This is a genomic window from Novosphingobium sp. (assembly GCF_030699305.1).
Taxonomy (GTDB): domain Bacteria; phylum Pseudomonadota; class Alphaproteobacteria; order Sphingomonadales; family Sphingomonadaceae; genus Novosphingobium.
The window spans coordinates 18,693-36,830 of record NZ_JAUYNB010000008.1 but is presented as its reverse complement, the minus strand read 5'-3'; the positions used below and the strand labels follow the sequence as shown (position 1 = coordinate 36,830).

Here is an 18,138-nt window from a genome sequence, read left to right as displayed (position 1 = left end):
TATATAGGTTTTGAGCAGGATTCGCAGGAGAGGATCAACAATGGCCTGGGCAAATCAGGACAAGACGGCGATCGTCGGCATCGGCGCTACGGACTATTACGTCCGCGGTAAAAGCTGGCCGCGCACAATCAACGACATGGCGGGCGAGGCGATCTTGAAAGCCTGCGCCGATGCCGGGATTTCCGTGAAGGATATCGACGGCTTTTCGTATTATTCCACCGCTGGTGCGGGCTATCTCGACAAGTTCGACACCGCCAGCCTGATGGAAACGCTGGGCATGCCCAACGTCTCGTTCTCGGCCACGCTGACTTCGGGCGGGGGCGGCTGCCCCGGCGCAATCGGGCTGGCGACTGCCGGTCTGGTCAACGAAGACTGCAAGTATGCCGTCACGGTGATGGCGCTCCAGCAGCTGCCGCAGCACCGCCTGGGCGTGGTGTTCGGTTCGGCCGCGCCCAGCCCGGAAAACAGCTTTCTCCAGCCGTCGGGTCTGGTCGGGCCGGGGCATCTGATGAGCGTGCTCGCGCGCCGTCACATGCACCTTTACGGCACGACGCAGGATGCCTTTGGCGAAATCGTGATGGCCACCCGCGCCAACACCCACAACCGCCCCAAGGCCGTGCGCAAAGCGCCGTTGACCAAGGAAGAATACGACGCTTCGGTGATGCTGGCCGATCCGCTGCGGCGGCTGGACTTCTGCCTTGAAACGGACGGCGCGGTGGCGGTGATCACCACCACGATGGACCGCGCGAAGGACTGCCAGCACAAGCCCGCAGTGGTCCACGCCTGCGCGCACGGCGGCCAGCGCGAATGGGGCCGCGCGTTTGCGTGGATGGGGATGCCTGATCCGCACTTCGCCAGCAGCGGTCACAAATTCACGGCCGACCGCGTCTGGGCGCAGTCGGGCCTGTCGGCCAAAGATATGGACGTGGCGCTGATCTATGACCACTTCAGCCCGATGGTGCTGATGCAGCTGGAAGATTACGGCTTCTGCGAAAAGGGTGAAGGCAATGACTACGTCCTGTCCGGCAAGATCCGGTATGACGCGGCCACCGGCAAGGGCGTGAACGGCGGCGTGCCGGTCAACACCCACGGCGGCAACCTCAACGAAGCCTACATCATCGGCATGACGCACATTGTCGAAGGGGTTGAACAGGTGCGCGGCACCGCGATCAACCAGGTCAAGGATGCAGAATTCGCGCTCGTTTCGGGCGGTCCCGCGTCATTGCCCGTGTCCAGCCTGATCCTGAGGAGCGCGTAAGATGAGCCAGCCCATCCAATACGGTCCGGCGCTGCTGCTGCCGGGTGAACAGATCCGCATCACCACCAATCCCGATACCGAACCCTTCTGGGAAGCGGCGAAGGAACACCGGCTGACCGCGTGCCAGTGCGCCAAATGCGGCCATTTCCGGATGCCGCCGACCGCCTATTGCCCGGAATGTTCCAGCAATGAAAAGTCCTGGCCGACCCTGCCGGGCACCGCCACGGTGTTCAGCTATGTCGTCTGCAACAAGAACCCGGCCAACGCTGAGGACTACATCTATGTCCCCGTCGTGGTCGATCTCGATGGCGCGCCCGGCGCGCGGCTGAATGCCAACGTGACCGGCGTGAATGCCGAGGACGTGCGGATCGGGATGAAAGTCACGGTCGAATGGACCGAGATTCAGGGCGGCTGGGTGCTGCCCAACTTCCGGGCGGTCTGAAGGAGGCGGGTGCCATGCTGAACGCGCTGCGGATCGTCGAGATTGGCGAAGGTCAGGCCGTGCAAGTGGCCGGACTGATGCTGGCGGCGCTGGGGGCCGATGTCCTCAAGGTTGAGCGGATCGGCGGCGATCCGGCGCGCGGGCAGGCGCGGTTTGCCAACTGGAACCGTGGCAAACGCAGCGTTGCGCTTGATCTGGATACGCCCGCCGGTCTGGCCGCGCTGCACCAGCGGCTGGCCGGGGCGGATGTGCTGCTGCACCAGTTCACGCCCGCGCGGGCCAAAGCGCTGGGACTGGACGATCCGGCGCTGGCCGCGAAGTATCCGCGCCTCGTCATCAGCGGGATCACCGGCAGCCCGTATAATCACCCGGACGTCGAACGTTCGGACGACGAACTGCTTGTTGCCGCGCGGTTCGGGGCGCTCTACGAAAACGATGGCTACCGGGCCGGACCGATTGTCTGGCGTTTTAATGCTGGCAGCTGGTCGGCGGCGCATCTGGCGGCGGCGGCAATTCTGGCACGGCTGACCGCGCGGTTGCAGTCGGGCCGGGGCGGGGCGGCGCATACGTCGCTGTTCCAGGGCCACATGGTCATGCTGTCGCTGATCTGGGCGCGCAATTCCGCCGGGCCGATGCCCAACAATCCGCCGTACCCGCTGGGACCGCGTCCGATCGGCCAGCAGCTTTATGAATGTCAGGGCGGCGACTGGCTCCAGATCATGGACCCGCCGCGCCAGTTTGATTACGCCAACATGCCGACGATGTGGGAAGTGCTGGCCGAAGGCGCCGAGATCGACACCGAAGACGGCAAGATCGACGCGTTCAAGCGCCGCCCGCTCGAAGCCTGGCTGGCCGATCTGCGCGCAGCCGATATCGCCGCCGAACCGGCTTGTCCGCTGGGCGGAATGCTCAGCCATCCGGAAGTCGTCGCCAACGGGTATGTCGTCGAAATCGACGATCCGCTGCTGGGCAGGACCGTCCAGCCGGGTGTGCCGTTCCACACCGATGCCGACCTGCCCGCACCGCGCGCCGCGCCGCTGCTGGGTGAGGGCGGGGATGCCGACTGGACGCCGCCGCCCGCCAAGGTAGGCAGCAATGGTCAGCCCGCCGAAGTGCTCACCGGCGTGCGCGTGGTCGATTTCGGGATGTTCCTGGCCGGCCCGATGGCCCCTTCGATGATGGGCGACATGGGCGCCGATGTGATCAAGGTCGAGGCGCTGACGGGCGACCGCATCCGCTTCATGCATCGCTATTATCAGGCTGCGGCGCGCTCGAAACGGTCCATCGCGCTCGACCTGACGAAGCCCGAGGCCCAGCCAATCCTGGCCCGGCTGCTGCAATGGGCCGAAGCGGTCCACCACAACATGCGCTTCAAGGGGGCGGTCAAGCTGGGCCTGTCGGAAGAAGGCATCCGCCAGCATAACCCCGACATCGCGTTCAACTATGTCAGCGCTTACGGCCAGCGCGGCACGCGCGGCAACTGGCCGGGTTACGATTCGATCTTCAACGCCTTCGCCGGGTGGGAGTTCGAGAACGCTGGCGAAGGCAACAAGCCGATGTTCAACCGCCCCGGCACGATGGACGTGTCATCGGCACAGAACTGTCTGGTCGAGATGATGGCGGCGCTCTATGCCAAGCGGGCAGGGCAGCGCGGCTATACCACGCAAACCTCGCTCTTGGGCACTTCGGCGTTCACGCAGGGCGAGACGCTGATCCTGCCCGATGGTTCATTGGCCGAGACGTATCATCTCGATCATGACCAGACTGGCTTTGGCCCCTATCACCGCATTTTCCAGTGCGCCGATGGCAACTGGATCGCACTGGCGGCGCACACCGCTGCGCGCCGGGCGGGCGTGCGCAGCGTGCTGGGCGATGCCGAAGCCGGGTTCGTGGCCGCCGCCGCCGCACGGGACGCCGCTGATCTGGTGGCGGCGCTGGAAGCCGCCGGGGTGCCGTGCGATCACGTGACGTTCGAGGACGCGCAGAACCGGTTCTTCGACAATCCGCTCAATCGCGAACTGAACCTGATTTCGGTGCTGGAACAGCCGCTGTACGGCACGGTCGAGCAGCCGGGCGCGTTCTGGAACTTTGGCGAAATCCCGTTGATATTCCGCCGCGCCGCTCCCGTGATCGGCCAGCATACCGACGAGATCATGCGGGAGCTGGGCTTTTCGGACGCGGAGATCGCGGCGTTCCGCGAACAGAAGATCATCGCCTGATATAGCCCAACATCGCTCATCCTGAGGAGCCGTTGAGCTTGTCGAAATGGCGTCTCGAAGGACCGCACGCTGCGCTGGTGGTTCGAGACGAGCCTTCGACAAGCTCAGTCTCTCCTCACCATGAGCGGGGGCTGGCAGGTCAGGTGCACTTTACACTAAATCCGCGCTGCCAATGGCCAGCATGCGGATAAGGCCATCACCTGATACATCCCAACATCGCTCATCCTGAGGAGCCGTTGAGCTTGTCGAAATGGCGTCTCGAAGGACCGCACGCTGCGCTGGTGGTTCGAAACGATCCTTCGACAAGCTCAGTCTCTCCTCACCATGAGCGGGAGGGTGAGCCTTCGGCAGGATCAGTCCCTCCGCGCAATGCGCGAGGGGGTGAGTTACTCCTCGCGCTTGGGCAGCCATTCCCGCACTGGCTCGAACACGGGCATGCGCAAGCTGCGGCGTAGCCAGTTCGCGCCGTCCAGCACGAAGGCGTGGCCCGAACAGAACGCGGCGTAATCCGAGCATAGATAGGCCGCAGCCCAGCCCAACTCGTGCGTCTGGCCCACTCGCAGCGCGGGCTGGCGGATGTCGAGGTTGTGGGCATCGGCAAAGCTGAGATGGGCCGCGCGGTCCTCGTGCGGGAACAGGCCGGGGACGAGGCAATTGACGCGGATGTCATAAGGCGCCCATTCGACCGCGTGGCTCTGCGTCAGGTTGGTGACGGCGGCCTTGGCGGCGGCGGACGGGCTGGTGCCGGGGCCGCCGGTCCACGAATAGGTCGCGCCGATGTTCAGGATCGCGCCGCCGATCCCGTCAGCAATCCGCCGCCGGGCGAACTCGGTCGAGCAGATCCAGGTGCCGTCGAGCACGATTCCCGTCACCGCGCGCCAGGCGTTCAGGCTGAAATCTTCGGACGCCCCGGCCAGGTTTCCGGCGGCGTTGTTGACCAGCTGGGTGATCGGACCGAACGCATCCTCAACCTCGTCAAAGCAGGCTTTCACGGCCGCCGGATCGCGCACGTCCAGCTGCACGCCGATGGCGCGTCCGCCGGCAGCCTCGACCGCCGCGACCCCGCGCGCCCGCTTGTCCGGATCGCGGCTGGCGATGGCGACCGCGCCGCCCAGCCGCCCGAATTCGGCGGCAATCGATTTGCCAAGGCCCGATCCGCCGCCCGTGATGACCGCGACGTCGTTGGCGAACGTGCCTTCGGGCAGCATCCGCGTGCCGCGCGGCGGGGCAGGGCGCAGGCCCTTGTACTGGTCGGTCATGTCATTTCCCTTTGTAGACCGGTGTGCGTTTTTCGCGGAGCGCGGCGCGGGCTTCGGTGTAGTCTTCGGTCTTGAACAGCGCGGTCTGGGCCAGCAGTTCCTGCGCGATCCCGCTGCGGACCGCCCCGGCGGTGCCCTGATCGATCATGGTCTTGGCCATGGCGAGCGCGATTGGCGGCTTGGCGGCGATCGTTTTCGCGATCTCCAGCGCCTTCGCGTCGAGCTCTTCCGGCGCGACGACGAAATCGACCGCGCCCCATTCCAGCGCGGTCTGCGCGCCGATCCGCTCACCCGTCATCACCATGTACTTGGTGCGCGACGGGCCGATCAGATTGGTCAGGTATTGCGTGCCGCCGGTGTCGGGCAGGATGCCATAGTTGATTTCCGGCAGCCCCAGCTTGAGGTCCGAGGACGACACGCGAATATCGCAGCACAGCGCCAGTTCGCACCCGCCGCCGATCACCGCGCCCTTGACGGCGGCGATGAACGGCTTGGGACTGTCGAGCACTTTCAGGCGGCCCTGCTGGTGGCGCCGGACGAAGTGGTAATCGCTTTCATCGCGTGCGCGGTGACCGAGCATCGTGATGTCGCGGCCCGAACAGAACGACTTGCCCGCACCCTGCAGCAGGATCACCCGAACAGCATCGTCAGCCAGCGCCGCATCCAGCACGATGCGATACTGATCGGCCGCCTCGTCATCCATCGCGTTATGCACTTCAGGACGGTTGAGCGTGATCACGCCGACCCCGTCGATCAGTTCGTAAAGGACCTTGTCGGTCATGCAGCTTCTCCCAGCAGGATGTCGCGCCGGGCGGGCGCGATGAAGGACAACAAGTGTGCGCGTTTGAGGCACAGGTGCGGGGCGGCTTCGTCGGTCATCCCGATGCCGCCGTGGACCTGCACGTTTGCCCGCGCGTTTTCGAGTGCGGCCTGATCCGCCAGCTGCTTGGCGGCAGCGATATGGAACGCGGCCCTTGGGTCGCCTGCATCCAGCGCCCCGGCGGCGTAACAGAGCTGCGATCGGGCGACGGCGCAGCGCACCGCCGTGTCCGAACAGATGTGCTTCAGCGCCTGAAACCAGCCAATCGGCCGTTCGAACTGTTCGCGCAGCTTGGCATAATCGGCGGCCATATCGCGCGCCGCATCGGCGCAGCCCACGGCAAACGCGGCGGCCAGCAGTTGCAGGTGCAGCGCCGCGTCCGGCCCGCCCACGGCGGTGAATGGCGGCGCGGGATCGAGGTGCGCGAGCGGCGCGGTCAGGTCCAGCCCCGGTTCCCCGCCCAGATCGGACGGCAGCGGCGTGATCGCGGCCAGACCGCCGACCAGCCCCAGCGCATGGGCCGCGCCGGGCGCGTCGAACACCCGCACCATCCCAAGCGTCAGATCCTTGTCGAGCAGCGCCAGCGCCGTCTTGCCCGGTTGCCCGGCCCAGCGCGCGGCTACGGCCGTGGACAGCAGCGCGATGGGGGCAAGGTGGCGGCCCAGTTCTGCAAAGACCAGCGCCTCGGTCGCGTGGTCCAGGTCCATGCCGGGGGCAGTCATGCCGGTCCAGCCCATCGCTTCGAGTTGTTGCCACAGCGCCGCCGGGCGGTTGCGGGCGGCATCCAGCGGCAGATTGTCGGCGCACCATTCGGCGGTGGCGGTGAGGAAGCTTTCCTGCTCGTCGTTGGGGGTCAGGTCCATGGGGTTACCTCGATTTGGGCAGGCCGAGCAGCCGCTCGGCGATGATGTCGCGCTGGATCTGGGCGGTGCCGCCCGCGATGGTCGCGGCGAACCCGCGCAAGTAGTCGGCGACCAGATTGTCGTTGCCGTATCGGAAATCGAGGATGTCATCCCCGGCCAGCAGCAACCCCATGCGCTCCAGCCGCTGCCCCAGTTCGGCGGTGAACAGCCGGATCACCGATGCTTCGGCCCCCGGTTGCCCGGTGCGTACCACCTGGCTGATGTTGCGGTAGGTCATCGCCCGCAGCGCGGCGACTTCGGCGCGCAGCTGCGCCAGTTGCGCGGCAATTCCGTCGTCCCTGATCGCGCCGGTCTGGCGGGCGCGTTCCAGCAGTTCCTCGATTTCTTCGGACTGCTTGACCTGATCGGCAATGAACCCGGTCCCGCGTTCGAAACTGAGCGTCGACATGGCGACTTTCCAGCCGTTGCCCAGCCCGCCGACGACGTTGTCCAGCGGAATGCGAACATCGTCATAGAACACCTGGGCGAATTCGGTCTGGCCCGACATCTTGCGGATCGTGCGCACTTCGATGCCGGGGGCGTGCATCGGGCAGATCACCCACGACAAGCCCCTGTGGCGCTGCGATCCATCCTCGGTCCGCAGCACCAGTTCCTGCCAGTCGGCCACATGGGCAAAGCTGGTCCAGATCTTCGATCCGGTGATGACCAGCTCGTTCCCCTCGATCCGGCCGCGAGTCCTGATGCCTGCCAGGTCTGACCCGGCGCCGGGTTCGGAAAAGCCCTGGCACCAGATCGCCTCACCCTTCAGGATACGGGGCAGGTGGTATTCCTTTTGCGCTTCGCTGGCGTTCAGGATCAGCGTTGGGCCGCCGTGGTTCACGCCCACGAAGTTCGCCCCGATCCACGGGGCATTGGCGTGGGCGTATTCCTCCAGCCAGATTACCTGCTGGACGATCGACAGCCCGCGCCCGCCGTATTGGGTCGGCCAGTTGATCCCGGCCCACCCGGCATCGAACAGCCGCCGCTGCCACGCCTTGTCGAACGCCAGCGCATCGGCGGCGTCCATCGGGCGGCGCCGGTCTGGCACATTATCGTGCAGCCAGTCGCGGCATTCGGCGCGAAACTGCTGCTCGGCGGGGGAAAATGTTATGTCCATGGGGATCAGGACTCCGGGATTGACGGAACGGTTTGAAGCGGACCACCCTCGCATGCACACACGCAGGTGCGGGCAGGGACGAGGATTGGATGATGGCTGAACCGGCAAGCATGATGCCGCCGCAATTGCAGGACGAATGGCGCAAACTGGGCCTGTGGGGCGACCGTTCGCTGGGGCAGGCGATGACCGAACTGGCTGCGGCGAGGCCCGATGTGCCGCTGCACTTCTTCGGCAGCGAGGGCGAACGCGTCACCACGCTGGGTGCGGTCCATGCCGAAGGGCGGCAGCTGGCCGGATCGTTTCACGCGCTCGGCTTGCGGCCGGGGGACACCATCGCGATGCAGCTGCCCAATTGCCTGGAAAACGCCGCGCTCTATCAGGCCGCCGCGTTGCTGGGCTGCCGGTTGCTGCCGATCGTCCACATCTTTGGCCCGCATGAACTGGGACAAATCCTGGCCGACAGCGGCGCGAAGGCGCTGATCGTCCCGGACCAGTGGCGCGGGATCGATTATCTGGACCGGCTTGCCCGGCTGCCGGATTTGCCCGCGCTGGCGCACCGGATCGTGCTGGGCGAAAGCGTGCCCGCAGGCGCCATTGCGCTGGCCGATCTGCCGCAGGGCGAATGCCCCGAAGTATCGGTTGATCCCGATGATTGCGCGCTGCTGCTCTACACTTCGGGCACCACGGCTGCACCCAAGGGCGTGCAGCACACCTCGCGCAGTCTGCTGGCCGAACTGGCGGCACAGCTGAAGGGCAGCTCTGCCGACGAATTCGGCCTGTCGCCCTGGCCGTCCGGGCATATCGCCGGAACGCTGGGCGTGCTGGGGCATTCGCTGCTCGGCCGCCCGATGGTCCTGCTCGAAAGCTGGGACGCGGCCCTCGCAGCGCAGCTGGTTGAGCGATTTCAGGTCCGGCAGATGTCGGGGACGCCGTTCCACCTGTCGGGCCTGATGGAGGCCGCGCAGCGCGATGGCCGGAACATCACCAGCTTCAGTCAGTTCCTGATCGGCGCGACCATCGTCCCGCCCGCGCTGGTCGCGGCGAGTGAGGCGGCGGGCATTCACTGCTGCCGCTGCTATGGCTCCACCGAAATGCCGACCATTTCGCAGTGCGAGCCCGGCGATCCGCTGGACAAGCGGCTGAACACCGATGGCCGCCCCAATCCGGGCGTCGAAGTGCGGATCGTCGATGACAGCGGCCATGACGTAACCCCCGGCAGCGAAGGCGAAATCGCGGCGCGCGGGGCGGAGCGGTTCACCGGCTACACCGACGCCGCGCTCAATGCGTCGAGCTTCCTGCCCGGCGGGTGGTTCCTGACCGGTGACATTGGCCGGATCGACGCGGACGGCTTTCTGGCGATCACCGACCGCAAAAAGGACATCATCATTCGCGGCGGCGAAAACATCTCCTCGCGCGAGGTGGAGGAACTGCTGCTGCAAATGCCCGGCGTGCGCGATGTGGCCGCAATCGGCTGGCCGGATGCGCGATTGGGGGAGCGGGTTTGCGCAGTGCTGATCGCCGATCCGGACGCCGGTCTGACACTCGAATCGATTGGCGATCATTTCCGCCAGCTGGGCGCCGCGCGGCAGAAGACGCCCGAACAGCTGGTGTTCGTCGATACCCTGCCGCGCACCCCCACGGGCAAGGTGCAGAAGGCGCAGTTGCGCCGCGAACTGGCGGCCGGGACAGCGCAAGGCAGCGATTGAACGCGGCCTGACCGCATCCATGCCCGCCTGAACTGCGCTGCCGTTGGCCAATGCTCCGCTCCTCTATCGGGCGGTCTTTCACCGTTCCCGAGATCCGGCACCATATCGCGCTTGATCTATATTACCTAGTTATATAACTAAGCGCGCGTTGTGGGATAGGACCAGCGGTGCTGTCAATCCTTAATGATGGGTCGAGGTTTCAGGGCCGGGCGCGCCAGTTTCGGCTTGCGACGCGGCGCGGGCGCGGACAAGGGTGCGCCGTTCAATCAATGCCGTTCAACCAGATTCCGGGGTAAACGAGATGCAGAATGCTTTCATTATCGATGCCGTGCGCACGCCGCGCGGGGGCGGCAAGTGGCAAAAGGGCGCGCTGACCCAGCTGCACCCGCAGCACCTTGGCGCGACGGTTCTGAAAGCACTGGTGGAACGCAATGCGGTCGATACCGCCACGATCGACGACGTGATCTTTTCCACCTCGGCCCAGCGCGGCAAGCAGGCGGGCGATATCGGGCGGATGTCGGCGCTGCTGGCCGGGTTCGATCCGGTGGTGTCTGGCATGACGCTCGACCGGTTCTGCGGCGGCGGGATCACGACCGTCGGGCTGGCGACCGCGCAGATCGGTTCAGGTCTTGAAGACATCATCATCGCGGGCGGGGTGGAAATGATGTCCTACCGCGATCACTTGTCCGCACTGGAAGCCGCTGGCGGTCTGCCCCGGATGGGGCGTGACATGGGCAACCCCGCGCTCCACGAACTTCACCCGCAATCGAATCAGGGCGTCTGCGCCGATGCGATTGCCGCGCGCGAGGGCATCACCCGCGCCGATGTCGATGCGCTGGGGCTGGAAAGCCAGCGCCGCGCCGATGCCGCGATCCGCGATGGCCGGTTCGCCCGCAGCCTGGTGCCGGTCTTTCACGAGGATGGATCGCTGGCGCTCGACCGCGATGAATACCCCCGCCCGCAGACCACCGCCGAAGGGCTGGCCGCACTGCGCCCGGCGTTCGGGACGATCATGCATTCCCCGATTGTCGAAGGGGGTGAAACCTTTGCCGAGGCGATCCAGCGCAAGTATCCGGGTCTTGAATGGGATCCGATCCACCATGCCGGCAATTCATCCGGCGTGGTCGATGGCGCGGCGGCGATCCTGCTGGCGTCGGCGGATGCCGTGGCGCGCAATGGCTGGAAGCCGCGCGGTCGCGTGGTGACCTGCGTCAACCAGGGCGATTGCCCGACGCTGATGCTCAACGCGCCGGTCCCCGCCGCAAAGAAGGCACTGGCCAAGGCCGGGCTGACCAAGGACGATATCGACGTCTGGGAAATCAACGAGGCGTTCGCGGTCGTCGCGGAAAAGTTTCAGCGCGACCTCGAGCTTGATCGCAGCAAGGTCAACATCAACGGCGGCTCGATTGCGCTGGGTCACCCGATCGGCGCGACCGGGTCGATGCTGATCGGCACCGCGCTGGACGAACTGGAACGCTCGGGCGGGCGTTACGCGCTGATCACGATGTGCGCGGCGGGCGGCATGGCCCCGGCGATCATCATCGAACGGCTCTGAACCGATAGCACTGGGAGCGAACCGACATGGCGCTGAAGACCCGTATTACCGAACTGCTCGAAATCGAACATCCGATTGTCCAGGGCGGGATGATGAATGTCGGCTTTGCCGAACTGGCCAGCGCCGTGTCCAACGCGGGCGGCCTTGGCATCATCACCGCGCTAAGCCAGCCCAGCCCGGAAGCGCTGCGCGAGGAGATCGAACGCACCCGCGCGATGACGGCCAAGCCGTTCGGCGTGAACATGACCGTGTTTCCCACGATCAATTCGCCTGATTACAAGGCCTATGCCCAGGCGATCATCGACGGCGGCGTGAAGATCGTGGAAACCGCCGGCACGCCTGCCGTGCGTGAAATCTGGGAACAGCTGAAGCCCCACGGGATCAGGATCCTGCACAAATGCACCGCCGTGCGCCACGCGGTATCGGCGGAAAAGGCCGGGGTGGACGTCATTTCGATCGACGGGTTCGAATGCGCCGGGCACCCGGGCGAGGACGATATTCCGGGCCTGATCCTGATCCCGGCTGCGGCTGACAAGGTGAAAATCCCGATGCTCGCCAGCGGCGGGTTCGGGGACGGGCGCGGCCTTGCGGCGGCGCTGGCGCTGGGCGCGGAAGGGATCAACATGGGCACCCGCTTCTGCGCCACGGCGGAGGCGCCGATCCACGCCAACGTGAAGCAGGCCTATGTCGATAATGACGAACGCGGCAGCTTCCTGATCTTCCGCAATTTCAAGAACACCGCCCGCGTCGGCAAGAGCGCCGTGTCCGAAGAAGTCGTCCGCCGCCTCGCGCAGCCGGACGCGACGTTTGAAGACGTGCGCGAGCTGGTGGCCGGCACGGCGGGCAAGGAATTGCTCGAAACCGGCGATCTGACCAAGGGCGTATTCTGGGCCGGTATGGTGCAGGGCTTGATCCACGATCTGCCGACTTGTCAGGAACTGGTCAGCCGAATCGTCGCTGACGCGGAAACCATCATCAAGGGACGCCTCGCCGGCATGATCGGCTGAGCGCGAAGAGAGGACGAAGAACCATGAAGATCGACAACACCACCGCTGCCGTCGTCACCGGCGGCGCTTCCGGGCTGGGCCGCGCGACGGCAGAGGCGCTGGCCGCTGCCGGGGTCAAGGTTGCCATTTTCGACCTGAACGAGGAACTGGGCAGCGAAGTGGCGCAGGCCATCGGCGGGCTGTTCTGCAAGGTCGATATCATGAGCGAGGAATCGGTCATCGCCGGCTATGCCAAGGCGCGCGCCGCGCATGGCCAGGAACGCGTGCTGGTTCACTGCGCGATGGCCAACCGCAAGGGCAAGACCGTGGGCCGCAACAAGGAAACGGGCGAGTTCATCCGCCTGTCGACCGAGGATTTCGAATTCGCCGCGCAGGGCATCCTGATTTCCAGCTACCGCGTGGCATCGCTCTCGGCGCTGGGCATGGCCAGCCTTGAACCGCTGGAAGACGGTGAACGCGGCTGCATCACGCTGACCGCGTCGGTCGCGGCGCAGGATGCGCAGGTCGGGCAGGTGGCCTATGGTTCGCTCAAAGCGGGCGTGAACGGGCTGGTGCTGCCGATGGCGCGCGATCTGATGGACCTGGGCATCCGCGTGAACTCGATCATGCCGGGCATTTTCGGCACGCCGCTGCTCGGCCGCCTGCCGGAAAAGGTGTTCGACAACCTCAGCGCATCGGTGCCGTTCCCCAAGCGCCTCGGCAAGCCGGAAGAGTTCGGCAGCCTGGCGATGGAACTCGTCCGCAACAGCTATTTCAACGGCCAGAACATCCGCCTCGACGGCGCAATCCGCATGGCCCCGCGCTAAAGGTCACCACAAACCCGGTCGGCACTGGCGAGCGCGCTGGGCCGACCGGGTTCGATCCAGGCCGCGGTAAACACGACCCTGGTCACAGACGCGTGGCCCGCTGCACCCGGACGGATTACCCGTTCCAGACCCGGTAAGGCTGTTGATTCAGGGAAGAAATGGTGGACGCACTTGGGCTCGAACCAAGGACCCGCTGATTAAGAGTCAGCTGCTCTACCAACTGAGCTATGCGTCCACACGGCGGTTTTTCCGCGGCCCCGATTCGTCGGGGAGCGCTTCCTCTAGCGGAAATTTCCGGGGAGGGAAGGGGGGAGGTGAACTTTTTTCAGCCGCTCAGGCCGCTGCTGCGTTTGCTCCAGCGCTCCACCGCCATGATTGTGCCGATGCAGATCATATTGGTCATCAGCGATGATCCGCCATGGCTGATCCAGGGCAGCGGAATGCCCACGACCGGGGCCAGCCCCATCACCATCATCACGTTGACCGCCATGTAGAAAAAGATCGTGAAGGTCATCCCGGCGGCCAGCAGCATCGAGAACCGGTCGGGCGCATTCCGGGCCACTTGCAGGCCCCAGCGCAAGATCCACATGAACACGCCCAGGATGAACAAACCGCCCACAAAGCCCCATTCCTCGGCCATGGTGGCAAACGCAAAGTCGGTGTGCGCTTCGGGCAGGTATTCCAGATGGCTTTGCGAGCCATTCCCGAAACCCTTGCCAAAGAACCCGCCGGAACCGATCGCGATCTTGGACTGGCTGATGTGGTAGCCGGTGCCGAGCGGGTCGCTTTCCGGATCGAGGAAGGTCAGCACGCGGTTGCGCTGATAGTCGTGCAGCAGGGTGTAGAACGCCACCGGGATGATGGCGATCGCGGCTGCCCCTGCGCCGATGAACCAGCGCAGCGGCAAACCGGCCAGGAAGATGACCACCACGGCCCCGGCGCTGATCGACAAGGCCGTTCCCAGATCGGGCTGCAGCATCACCAGCAGCGTCGGCACGCCCAGCAACCCGGCTGCGGGCAGCAGCGATCGCCAGCTTTTGGTCATCGCCGGGGGCAGCGTATCGTAGTACCGGGCCAGCATCAGGACGATGCCGGGCTTCATCAGTTCAGACGGCTGAAGGGTCATGAAACCGAGGTTGAGCCAGCGCTGGCTGCCCCCGCCGATCCCGCCGATCAGCTCCACCAGCACCAGCAGCAGCACCAGCACCACGTATCCGGGGAACGCCACCAGCTTCAGAAAATCGCGCGAAAAATGCGAGATCACGAGCGCCATGGCCAGGAATACGGCGAAATGAATGGTGTGGAGCGTCGCCCACGGCTCCAGGTTGCCCCCGGCGGCCGAATAGAGGATCGCCGAGCCAAAGGTGTTGAGCAGCAGCAGCGGCAGGATCACGTGCCATGGCTCGCGCGCGATGGCCTCGGGGATGATCTGCCGGGTCATTGCGGCGATCCGGCCGGAGTGGCGGCGGAAGTTGGTGCGGCCGCTGGCTGGGCAGGCGTGCCGGGCTGAGCCGGCTGCGCGGGCGCTGGCGCAGCTGCCCCGGCGTCCGGTTCTGCCCGGGGCTGCGCGGCCTCGGTATTGATGGCGGGCGGGCGGGCGGCCTCGGCGTCGGCCCGCGCGCCCGCGCGGGCCAGTTCAGCCTCGTTGGCAGCGCGCGGCGCGCTGACGCCGTAGCGGGCGGTGTATTCGCGATACTTGGTGGCCTGACGCTGCTGCGGGGTGCCGCCCCAGCCGGCCTCCATCCCCTGTAGCACTTCCATGGCCTTGGCCGGATCGTACAGGAACGTCATCACATCGCGCGCGATCGGATAAGCCGCGCCAGAGCCGCCACCATGCTGAACCACCACGGCGCAGGCATAGCGCGGCTTGTCGAACGGCGCGAAGCAGATGAAGTGCCCGTGATCGCGGTATTTCCACGCCCCGCTTTTGCCGTCGCTGATGTTCAGGCTGACGACTTGCGCAGTCCCGGTTTTCCCGGCCATCAGCACGTTGTCGATCGGCAGGCGCGCCCGCCCGGCGGTGCCGGGACCATTGACGACATCGCTCATCGCCTGATGAACGAAATCGAGATGTTCCTGCGAGAGGCCGAGCGAGCGGGGCTTTGGCGCGTTCGGATCGAAGATCAGGCGCGGTTGCAGTTCAAGCCCCGATGCAATCCGCGCGGTCATGACCGCCTGTTGCAGCGGATTGACCAGCATGTAGCCCTGGCCAATCGTGGCGTTGACCGTATCGAACACCGCCCAGGGCCTGTTGTATTTCTTCTGCTTCCAGTCCGGATCGGGCACGGTACCATAGGACTGGCCCAGCACCGGCAGGTCATAGGATTCACCCAGCCCCAGACGGCGGGCCATGTCGGCGATCCGCTGCATCCCGACTTTCTGGGCAAAGTGATAGAAATAGACATCGCAGCTTTGATAGATGCCCTTGGCCATGTCGGTATGGCCATGTCCCCGGCGGTTCCAGCAGTGGAACACGCGGTTCCCGACCCGCAGCCCGCCGCTGCAATTGACCGCCGCCTTGGGGTCCAGCCCGGCTTCCAGAAAGGCCAGCGCCACCATCGGCTTGACCGTGGAGCCTGGCGGGAACAACCCGCGCAGCACCTTGTTGCGCAAGGGCACATGATCGTCATCCGACAGCATCTTCCATTCGATCCGGCCGATGCCATCGGAAAAATTGTTCGGATCGAAGCTGGGCATCGATACCATCGAGAGGAGATCGCCGGTCAGGCAGTCCATCACCACCACCGCGCCCGATTCCGGCCCCATCCGCCGCGCGGCGTAATCCTGCAACGGGGCGCTGATCGTCAGCTTCAGCGGCTGGCCGGGCACATCCTCGCGCATTTCGAGATCGCGGACGACTTTGCCCGTGGCCGTCACCTCAACCCGGCGCGCACCGGGGGCGCCGCGCAGTTCCTGTTCAAAGCGCTTTTCCAGCCCGTCCTTGCCAACCTTGAAGCCGGGGGTGATCAGCAACGGATTGCGTTCCTGGGCATAGTCTTCGGCCGAAGCGGTGCCGACATAGCCGATCAGGTGGCCGACTGACGGCCCGGTGGGATACCAGCGCGAAAAGCTGCGCTGGGCCAGCACGCCGGGCAGGTTCGGCAATCGCACGCTGACCGCCGCAAACCGGTCCCAGTCCAGCCCGGCGGCGACTTCGACCGGCTGAAAGCCGTGGGCCTTTTCCAGCTTGTCGCGCAGATCGCGCAGCTGGACCGCGCTGAGTTGCAGCAATTGCCCCAGTTCCGTCAGCGTGCGGTCGGGATCGATCAGCCGATCCGGAATCAGGTCCACCCGGAAATCGGCGCGATTGGCGGCCAGCGGGGCGTTGTTACGATCCAGGATTGCCCCGCGGCGCGGCGGGATCAGGGTCAGGTTGACGCGGTTGCTTTCCGACAGCGTGCTGTACTTGTCGTTCTGGACCAGCCCGATCCAGGCCATCCGCGCCGCCAGCAGCACGCCGACGCCCAGTTGCAGCCCGCCGATCACGACGCTGCGCCGTTCAAAGCTGTTTTTCAGCGTGCCCGAACTGACATGATTGCTGGCACCCAGCATCAGATTTGCCGCACCGCGATCAGCCGGAACCGGTCGGTCGCGCCGACGATCCGCGCGGCCAGCGGATAGGCCAGCACCGCCACGGCCAGTTGCGGCAACACCACCTGCACCGGCGTCGCGCCGCCCGCCAGATTGGCAATGGTGAGCGCAAGCAGCAGATAGGCCGCGACCACGCCGGCGGCCAGCAGCCAGTCCAGCGCGAACCCGCGCCACGGAAACCGGGCCTCGAAATAGTCCATCCCGATCATGGCAATTGACCAGAGCGCCATGGCCGATCCGAACGGCTGGCCGCTGAACAGGTCATCGAACAGCCCCAGCGGCAACCCCGCCCAGACCGGGAACAACCCCGGCCGCAGCTGCTGCCAGGCCATCAGGAACAGGAAACCCAGCGGCGGCAGCACCGGGGCCGAGGCGACCAGCGGCAACAGCGAGGCGAGACTGCCCAGCATCACCAGCACCCACGGCGCCGCGACGGCCAGCACCGGGGAAGGCGCGCGATTGATCCGCTGGCGCGGGTAATCGTGACGATCGCCGGAAAGCGGACCGGGCATTACTGCGGCTCCGGCGGGGAAGCCCCGGGCGGTGCGGGCAAGTCGGCGCTGAGCGCGGGTTGGGTCCAGAGCGGCTGGACTTCCACAAATTCGGTGCTGCCCGGATCGCTGAGCGGGCGGGCGATTGCGCCGTCACGGGTAAGCTCGGTGATCACCGCAACCGCTGTGCCCGGCCAGTACAGCCCGCCAGAGCCGGACGTGACCACCGCATCGCCCGGCTTCAGCGGGTTGATCCCGATGTTGATGAGCCGCAGTTGCAGCGATCCATCCGCGCGCCCGGTGGCGAACGCGGGGATCCCGTCGCTGGCGCGGCGCACCGGCACGACGCTTTCGGTGTCGGTGATCAGCAGCACCCGCGCGCTCGACCGCCCGACTTCCAGCACGCGCCCGACCAGCCCCAGCGGCGAACGCACCGGCATTCCCACCTTTACGCCCTGGGCAGTGCCCACGCCCAGCACGGCGAACCGCCGCGTGCTGGCAGAGGTCGATCCGATCAGCCGCGATATGGCAACCGGGCGCGGGTCCTGCTCGGCCAGTTTCAGCAAGGCTTTAAGCTGGGTGTTCTCATGCCTGATCGCTTCGGCCTCGCGCAGCTGGACGCGGGCGATGGCCACTTCGCGCTCCAGCTTTGCGACATGGCTGCCGGAGGTGAAGAACCCGCCCAGCGTTGCCAGCACCCCGCGCGTTTCGGTCCGCCCTTTGGCGGCCAGCTCTCCGGCCGGGGCGGTGACATCGCTGGCGAGCGTCCGGCCGGTGGAAAAGGCACCGCTGTTGCCGGTCGAAATCAGCAGCACACCCGCTCCAACAGCCAGGCCGGTGAAAGCGATCAGATAGCCCAGAAAGTTGCCGTATTGCGCCCTGCGTGAATAGCCGGGGCGCCGGTTTGCAGGCGGCAGCATCCAGCCTTACTCCTTCCGCCCGGCGCTGCTGGAGCCAGGCGCCAG

General features: G+C 65.9%; 15 protein-coding genes and 1 tRNA gene. 7 read left to right on the top strand and 9 right to left on the bottom strand.

Going from position 1 to position 18,138, the window contains the following annotated elements; translation table 11 throughout:
- Nucleotides 1–40 precede the first annotated feature (40 nt).
- The 3 genes from Q8Q53_RS02010 to Q8Q53_RS02000 are packed head-to-tail and all read left to right on the top strand — an operon-like array spanning nucleotide 41 to nucleotide 3,919.
- Nucleotides 41–1,258 (top strand): thiolase, encoded by a 1,218-nt coding sequence (locus tag Q8Q53_RS02010; protein ID WP_305700074.1) that lies wholly within the window; start codon nucleotides 41–43, stop codon nucleotides 1,256–1,258.
- A gap of 1 nt (nucleotide 1,259) precedes the next feature.
- Nucleotides 1,260–1,700, top strand: coding sequence for a Zn-ribbon domain-containing OB-fold protein (locus Q8Q53_RS02005; protein ID WP_305700073.1), 441 nt, complete (start codon nucleotides 1,260–1,262; stop codon nucleotides 1,698–1,700).
- 14 nt (nucleotides 1,701–1,714) lie between these two features.
- Entirely contained in the window at nucleotides 1,715–3,919 is a 2,205-nt protein-coding gene (locus Q8Q53_RS02000; RefSeq protein ID WP_305700072.1) for a CoA transferase, read from the top strand.
- Nucleotides 3,920–4,305: 386 nt separating this feature from the next.
- Here Q8Q53_RS02000 and Q8Q53_RS01995 read toward each other — a convergent pair whose 3' ends face one another.
- Genes Q8Q53_RS01995 through Q8Q53_RS01980 form a run of 4 tightly spaced genes read right to left on the bottom strand, consistent with a single transcriptional unit; the run spans nucleotide 4,306 to nucleotide 8,017 of the window.
- The gene (locus tag Q8Q53_RS01995; protein WP_305700071.1) at nucleotides 4,306–5,178 is read right to left on the bottom strand and encodes an SDR family oxidoreductase; all 873 of its coding nucleotides are present in this window, start codon (nucleotides 5,176–5,178) and stop codon (nucleotides 4,306–4,308) included.
- 1 nt (nucleotide 5,179) lies between these two features.
- Nucleotides 5,180–5,959 carry an enoyl-CoA hydratase/isomerase family protein gene (locus Q8Q53_RS01990; RefSeq protein ID WP_305700070.1) on the bottom strand — a complete coding sequence of 260 codons (780 nt, stop codon included), beginning with the start codon at nucleotides 5,957–5,959 and terminating at the stop codon, nucleotides 5,180–5,182.
- Complete coding sequence (locus Q8Q53_RS01985; RefSeq protein ID WP_305700069.1) at nucleotides 5,956–6,861, bottom strand: acyl-CoA dehydrogenase family protein; 906 nt, start codon at nucleotides 6,859–6,861, stop codon at nucleotides 5,956–5,958. Before Q8Q53_RS01985 ends, Q8Q53_RS01990 begins: the two co-directional genes overlap by 4 nt.
- A 4-nt stretch (nucleotides 6,862–6,865) precedes the next feature.
- The gene (locus tag Q8Q53_RS01980) at nucleotides 6,866–8,017 is read right to left on the bottom strand and encodes an acyl-CoA dehydrogenase family protein (protein ID WP_305700068.1); all 1,152 of its coding nucleotides are present in this window, start codon (nucleotides 8,015–8,017) and stop codon (nucleotides 6,866–6,868) included.
- A 92-nt stretch (nucleotides 8,018–8,109) separates the two neighbouring features.
- On the opposite strand from Q8Q53_RS01980, the gene Q8Q53_RS01975 reads away from it, so the two are divergent.
- The 4 genes from Q8Q53_RS01975 to Q8Q53_RS01960 all read left to right on the top strand — a co-directional run bounded on the left by Q8Q53_RS01975 (nucleotide 8,110) and on the right by Q8Q53_RS01960 (nucleotide 13,091).
- Complete coding sequence (locus Q8Q53_RS01975) at nucleotides 8,110–9,723, top strand: AMP-binding protein (RefSeq protein WP_305700067.1); 1,614 nt, start codon at nucleotides 8,110–8,112, stop codon at nucleotides 9,721–9,723.
- A gap of 301 nt (nucleotides 9,724–10,024) precedes the next feature.
- Nucleotides 10,025–11,278, top strand: coding sequence for an acetyl-CoA C-acetyltransferase (locus Q8Q53_RS01970; RefSeq protein WP_305700066.1), 1,254 nt, complete (start codon nucleotides 10,025–10,027; stop codon nucleotides 11,276–11,278).
- A gap of 26 nt (nucleotides 11,279–11,304) precedes the next feature.
- A complete protein-coding gene (locus tag Q8Q53_RS01965; RefSeq protein ID WP_305700065.1) occupies nucleotides 11,305–12,285 on the top strand; it encodes a nitronate monooxygenase family protein in 981 nt (326 codons plus the stop codon).
- Between the two features lie 23 nt (nucleotides 12,286–12,308).
- Nucleotides 12,309–13,091 (top strand): SDR family oxidoreductase, encoded by a 783-nt coding sequence (locus tag Q8Q53_RS01960; protein WP_305700064.1) that lies wholly within the window; start codon nucleotides 12,309–12,311, stop codon nucleotides 13,089–13,091.
- 159 nt (nucleotides 13,092–13,250) lie between these two features.
- On the opposite strand, the gene Q8Q53_RS01955 is transcribed toward Q8Q53_RS01960, so the two are convergent.
- The 5 genes from Q8Q53_RS01955 to mreC all read right to left on the bottom strand — a co-directional run bounded on the left by Q8Q53_RS01955 (nucleotide 13,251) and on the right by mreC (nucleotide 18,093).
- A tRNA-Lys gene (locus tag Q8Q53_RS01955) sits at nucleotides 13,251–13,326 on the bottom strand.
- Between the two features lie 90 nt (nucleotides 13,327–13,416).
- Complete coding sequence (gene rodA / locus Q8Q53_RS01950) at nucleotides 13,417–14,532, bottom strand: rod shape-determining protein RodA (RefSeq protein ID WP_305700063.1); 1,116 nt, start codon at nucleotides 14,530–14,532, stop codon at nucleotides 13,417–13,419.
- Nucleotides 14,529–16,643, bottom strand: coding sequence for a penicillin-binding protein 2 (gene mrdA / locus Q8Q53_RS01945; RefSeq protein WP_305700062.1), 2,115 nt, complete (start codon nucleotides 16,641–16,643; stop codon nucleotides 14,529–14,531). The genes rodA and mrdA overlap by 4 nt, the downstream gene beginning before the upstream one ends.
- Complete coding sequence (locus Q8Q53_RS01940; protein ID WP_305700061.1) at nucleotides 16,643–17,194, bottom strand: rod shape-determining protein MreD; 552 nt, start codon at nucleotides 17,192–17,194, stop codon at nucleotides 16,643–16,645. The genes mrdA and Q8Q53_RS01940 overlap by 1 nt, the downstream gene beginning before the upstream one ends.
- Entirely contained in the window at nucleotides 17,194–18,093 is a 900-nt protein-coding gene (gene mreC, locus Q8Q53_RS01935) for a rod shape-determining protein MreC (protein WP_305700060.1), read from the bottom strand. Before mreC ends, Q8Q53_RS01940 begins: the two co-directional genes overlap by 1 nt.
- Between the last annotated feature and the right edge of the window lie 45 nt (nucleotides 18,094–18,138).

Bases quoted from the DNA above. Each gene is read 5' to 3' on its own strand.
- Q8Q53_RS02010 (WP_305700074.1), top strand. From the start codon at position 41: ATGGCCTGGGCAAATCAGGACAAGACGGCGATCGTCGGCATCGGCGCT.
- Q8Q53_RS02005 (WP_305700073.1), top strand. From the start codon at position 1,260: ATGAGCCAGCCCATCCAATACGGTCCGGCGCTGCTGCTGCCGGGTGAA.
- Q8Q53_RS02000 (WP_305700072.1), top strand. From the start codon at position 1,715: ATGCTGAACGCGCTGCGGATCGTCGAGATTGGCGAAGGTCAGGCCGTG.
- Q8Q53_RS01995 (WP_305700071.1), bottom strand. From the start codon at position 5,178: ATGACCGACCAGTACAAGGGCCTGCGCCCTGCCCCGCCGCGCGGCACG.
- Q8Q53_RS01990 (WP_305700070.1), bottom strand. From the start codon at position 5,959: ATGACCGACAAGGTCCTTTACGAACTGATCGACGGGGTCGGCGTGATC.
- Q8Q53_RS01985 (WP_305700069.1), bottom strand. From the start codon at position 6,861: ATGGACCTGACCCCCAACGACGAGCAGGAAAGCTTCCTCACCGCCACC.
- Q8Q53_RS01980 (WP_305700068.1), bottom strand. From the start codon at position 8,017: ATGGACATAACATTTTCCCCCGCCGAGCAGCAGTTTCGCGCCGAATGC.
- Q8Q53_RS01975 (WP_305700067.1), top strand. From the start codon at position 8,110: ATGGCTGAACCGGCAAGCATGATGCCGCCGCAATTGCAGGACGAATGG.
- Q8Q53_RS01970 (WP_305700066.1), top strand. From the start codon at position 10,025: ATGCAGAATGCTTTCATTATCGATGCCGTGCGCACGCCGCGCGGGGGC.
- Q8Q53_RS01965 (WP_305700065.1), top strand. From the start codon at position 11,305: ATGGCGCTGAAGACCCGTATTACCGAACTGCTCGAAATCGAACATCCG.
- Q8Q53_RS01960 (WP_305700064.1), top strand. From the start codon at position 12,309: ATGAAGATCGACAACACCACCGCTGCCGTCGTCACCGGCGGCGCTTCC.
- rodA (WP_305700063.1), bottom strand. From the start codon at position 14,532: ATGACCCGGCAGATCATCCCCGAGGCCATCGCGCGCGAGCCATGGCAC.
- mrdA (WP_305700062.1), bottom strand. From the start codon at position 16,643: ATGCTGGGTGCCAGCAATCATGTCAGTTCGGGCACGCTGAAAAACAGC.
- Q8Q53_RS01940 (WP_305700061.1), bottom strand. From the start codon at position 17,194: ATGCCCGGTCCGCTTTCCGGCGATCGTCACGATTACCCGCGCCAGCGG.
- mreC (WP_305700060.1), bottom strand. From the start codon at position 18,093: ATGCTGCCGCCTGCAAACCGGCGCCCCGGCTATTCACGCAGGGCGCAA.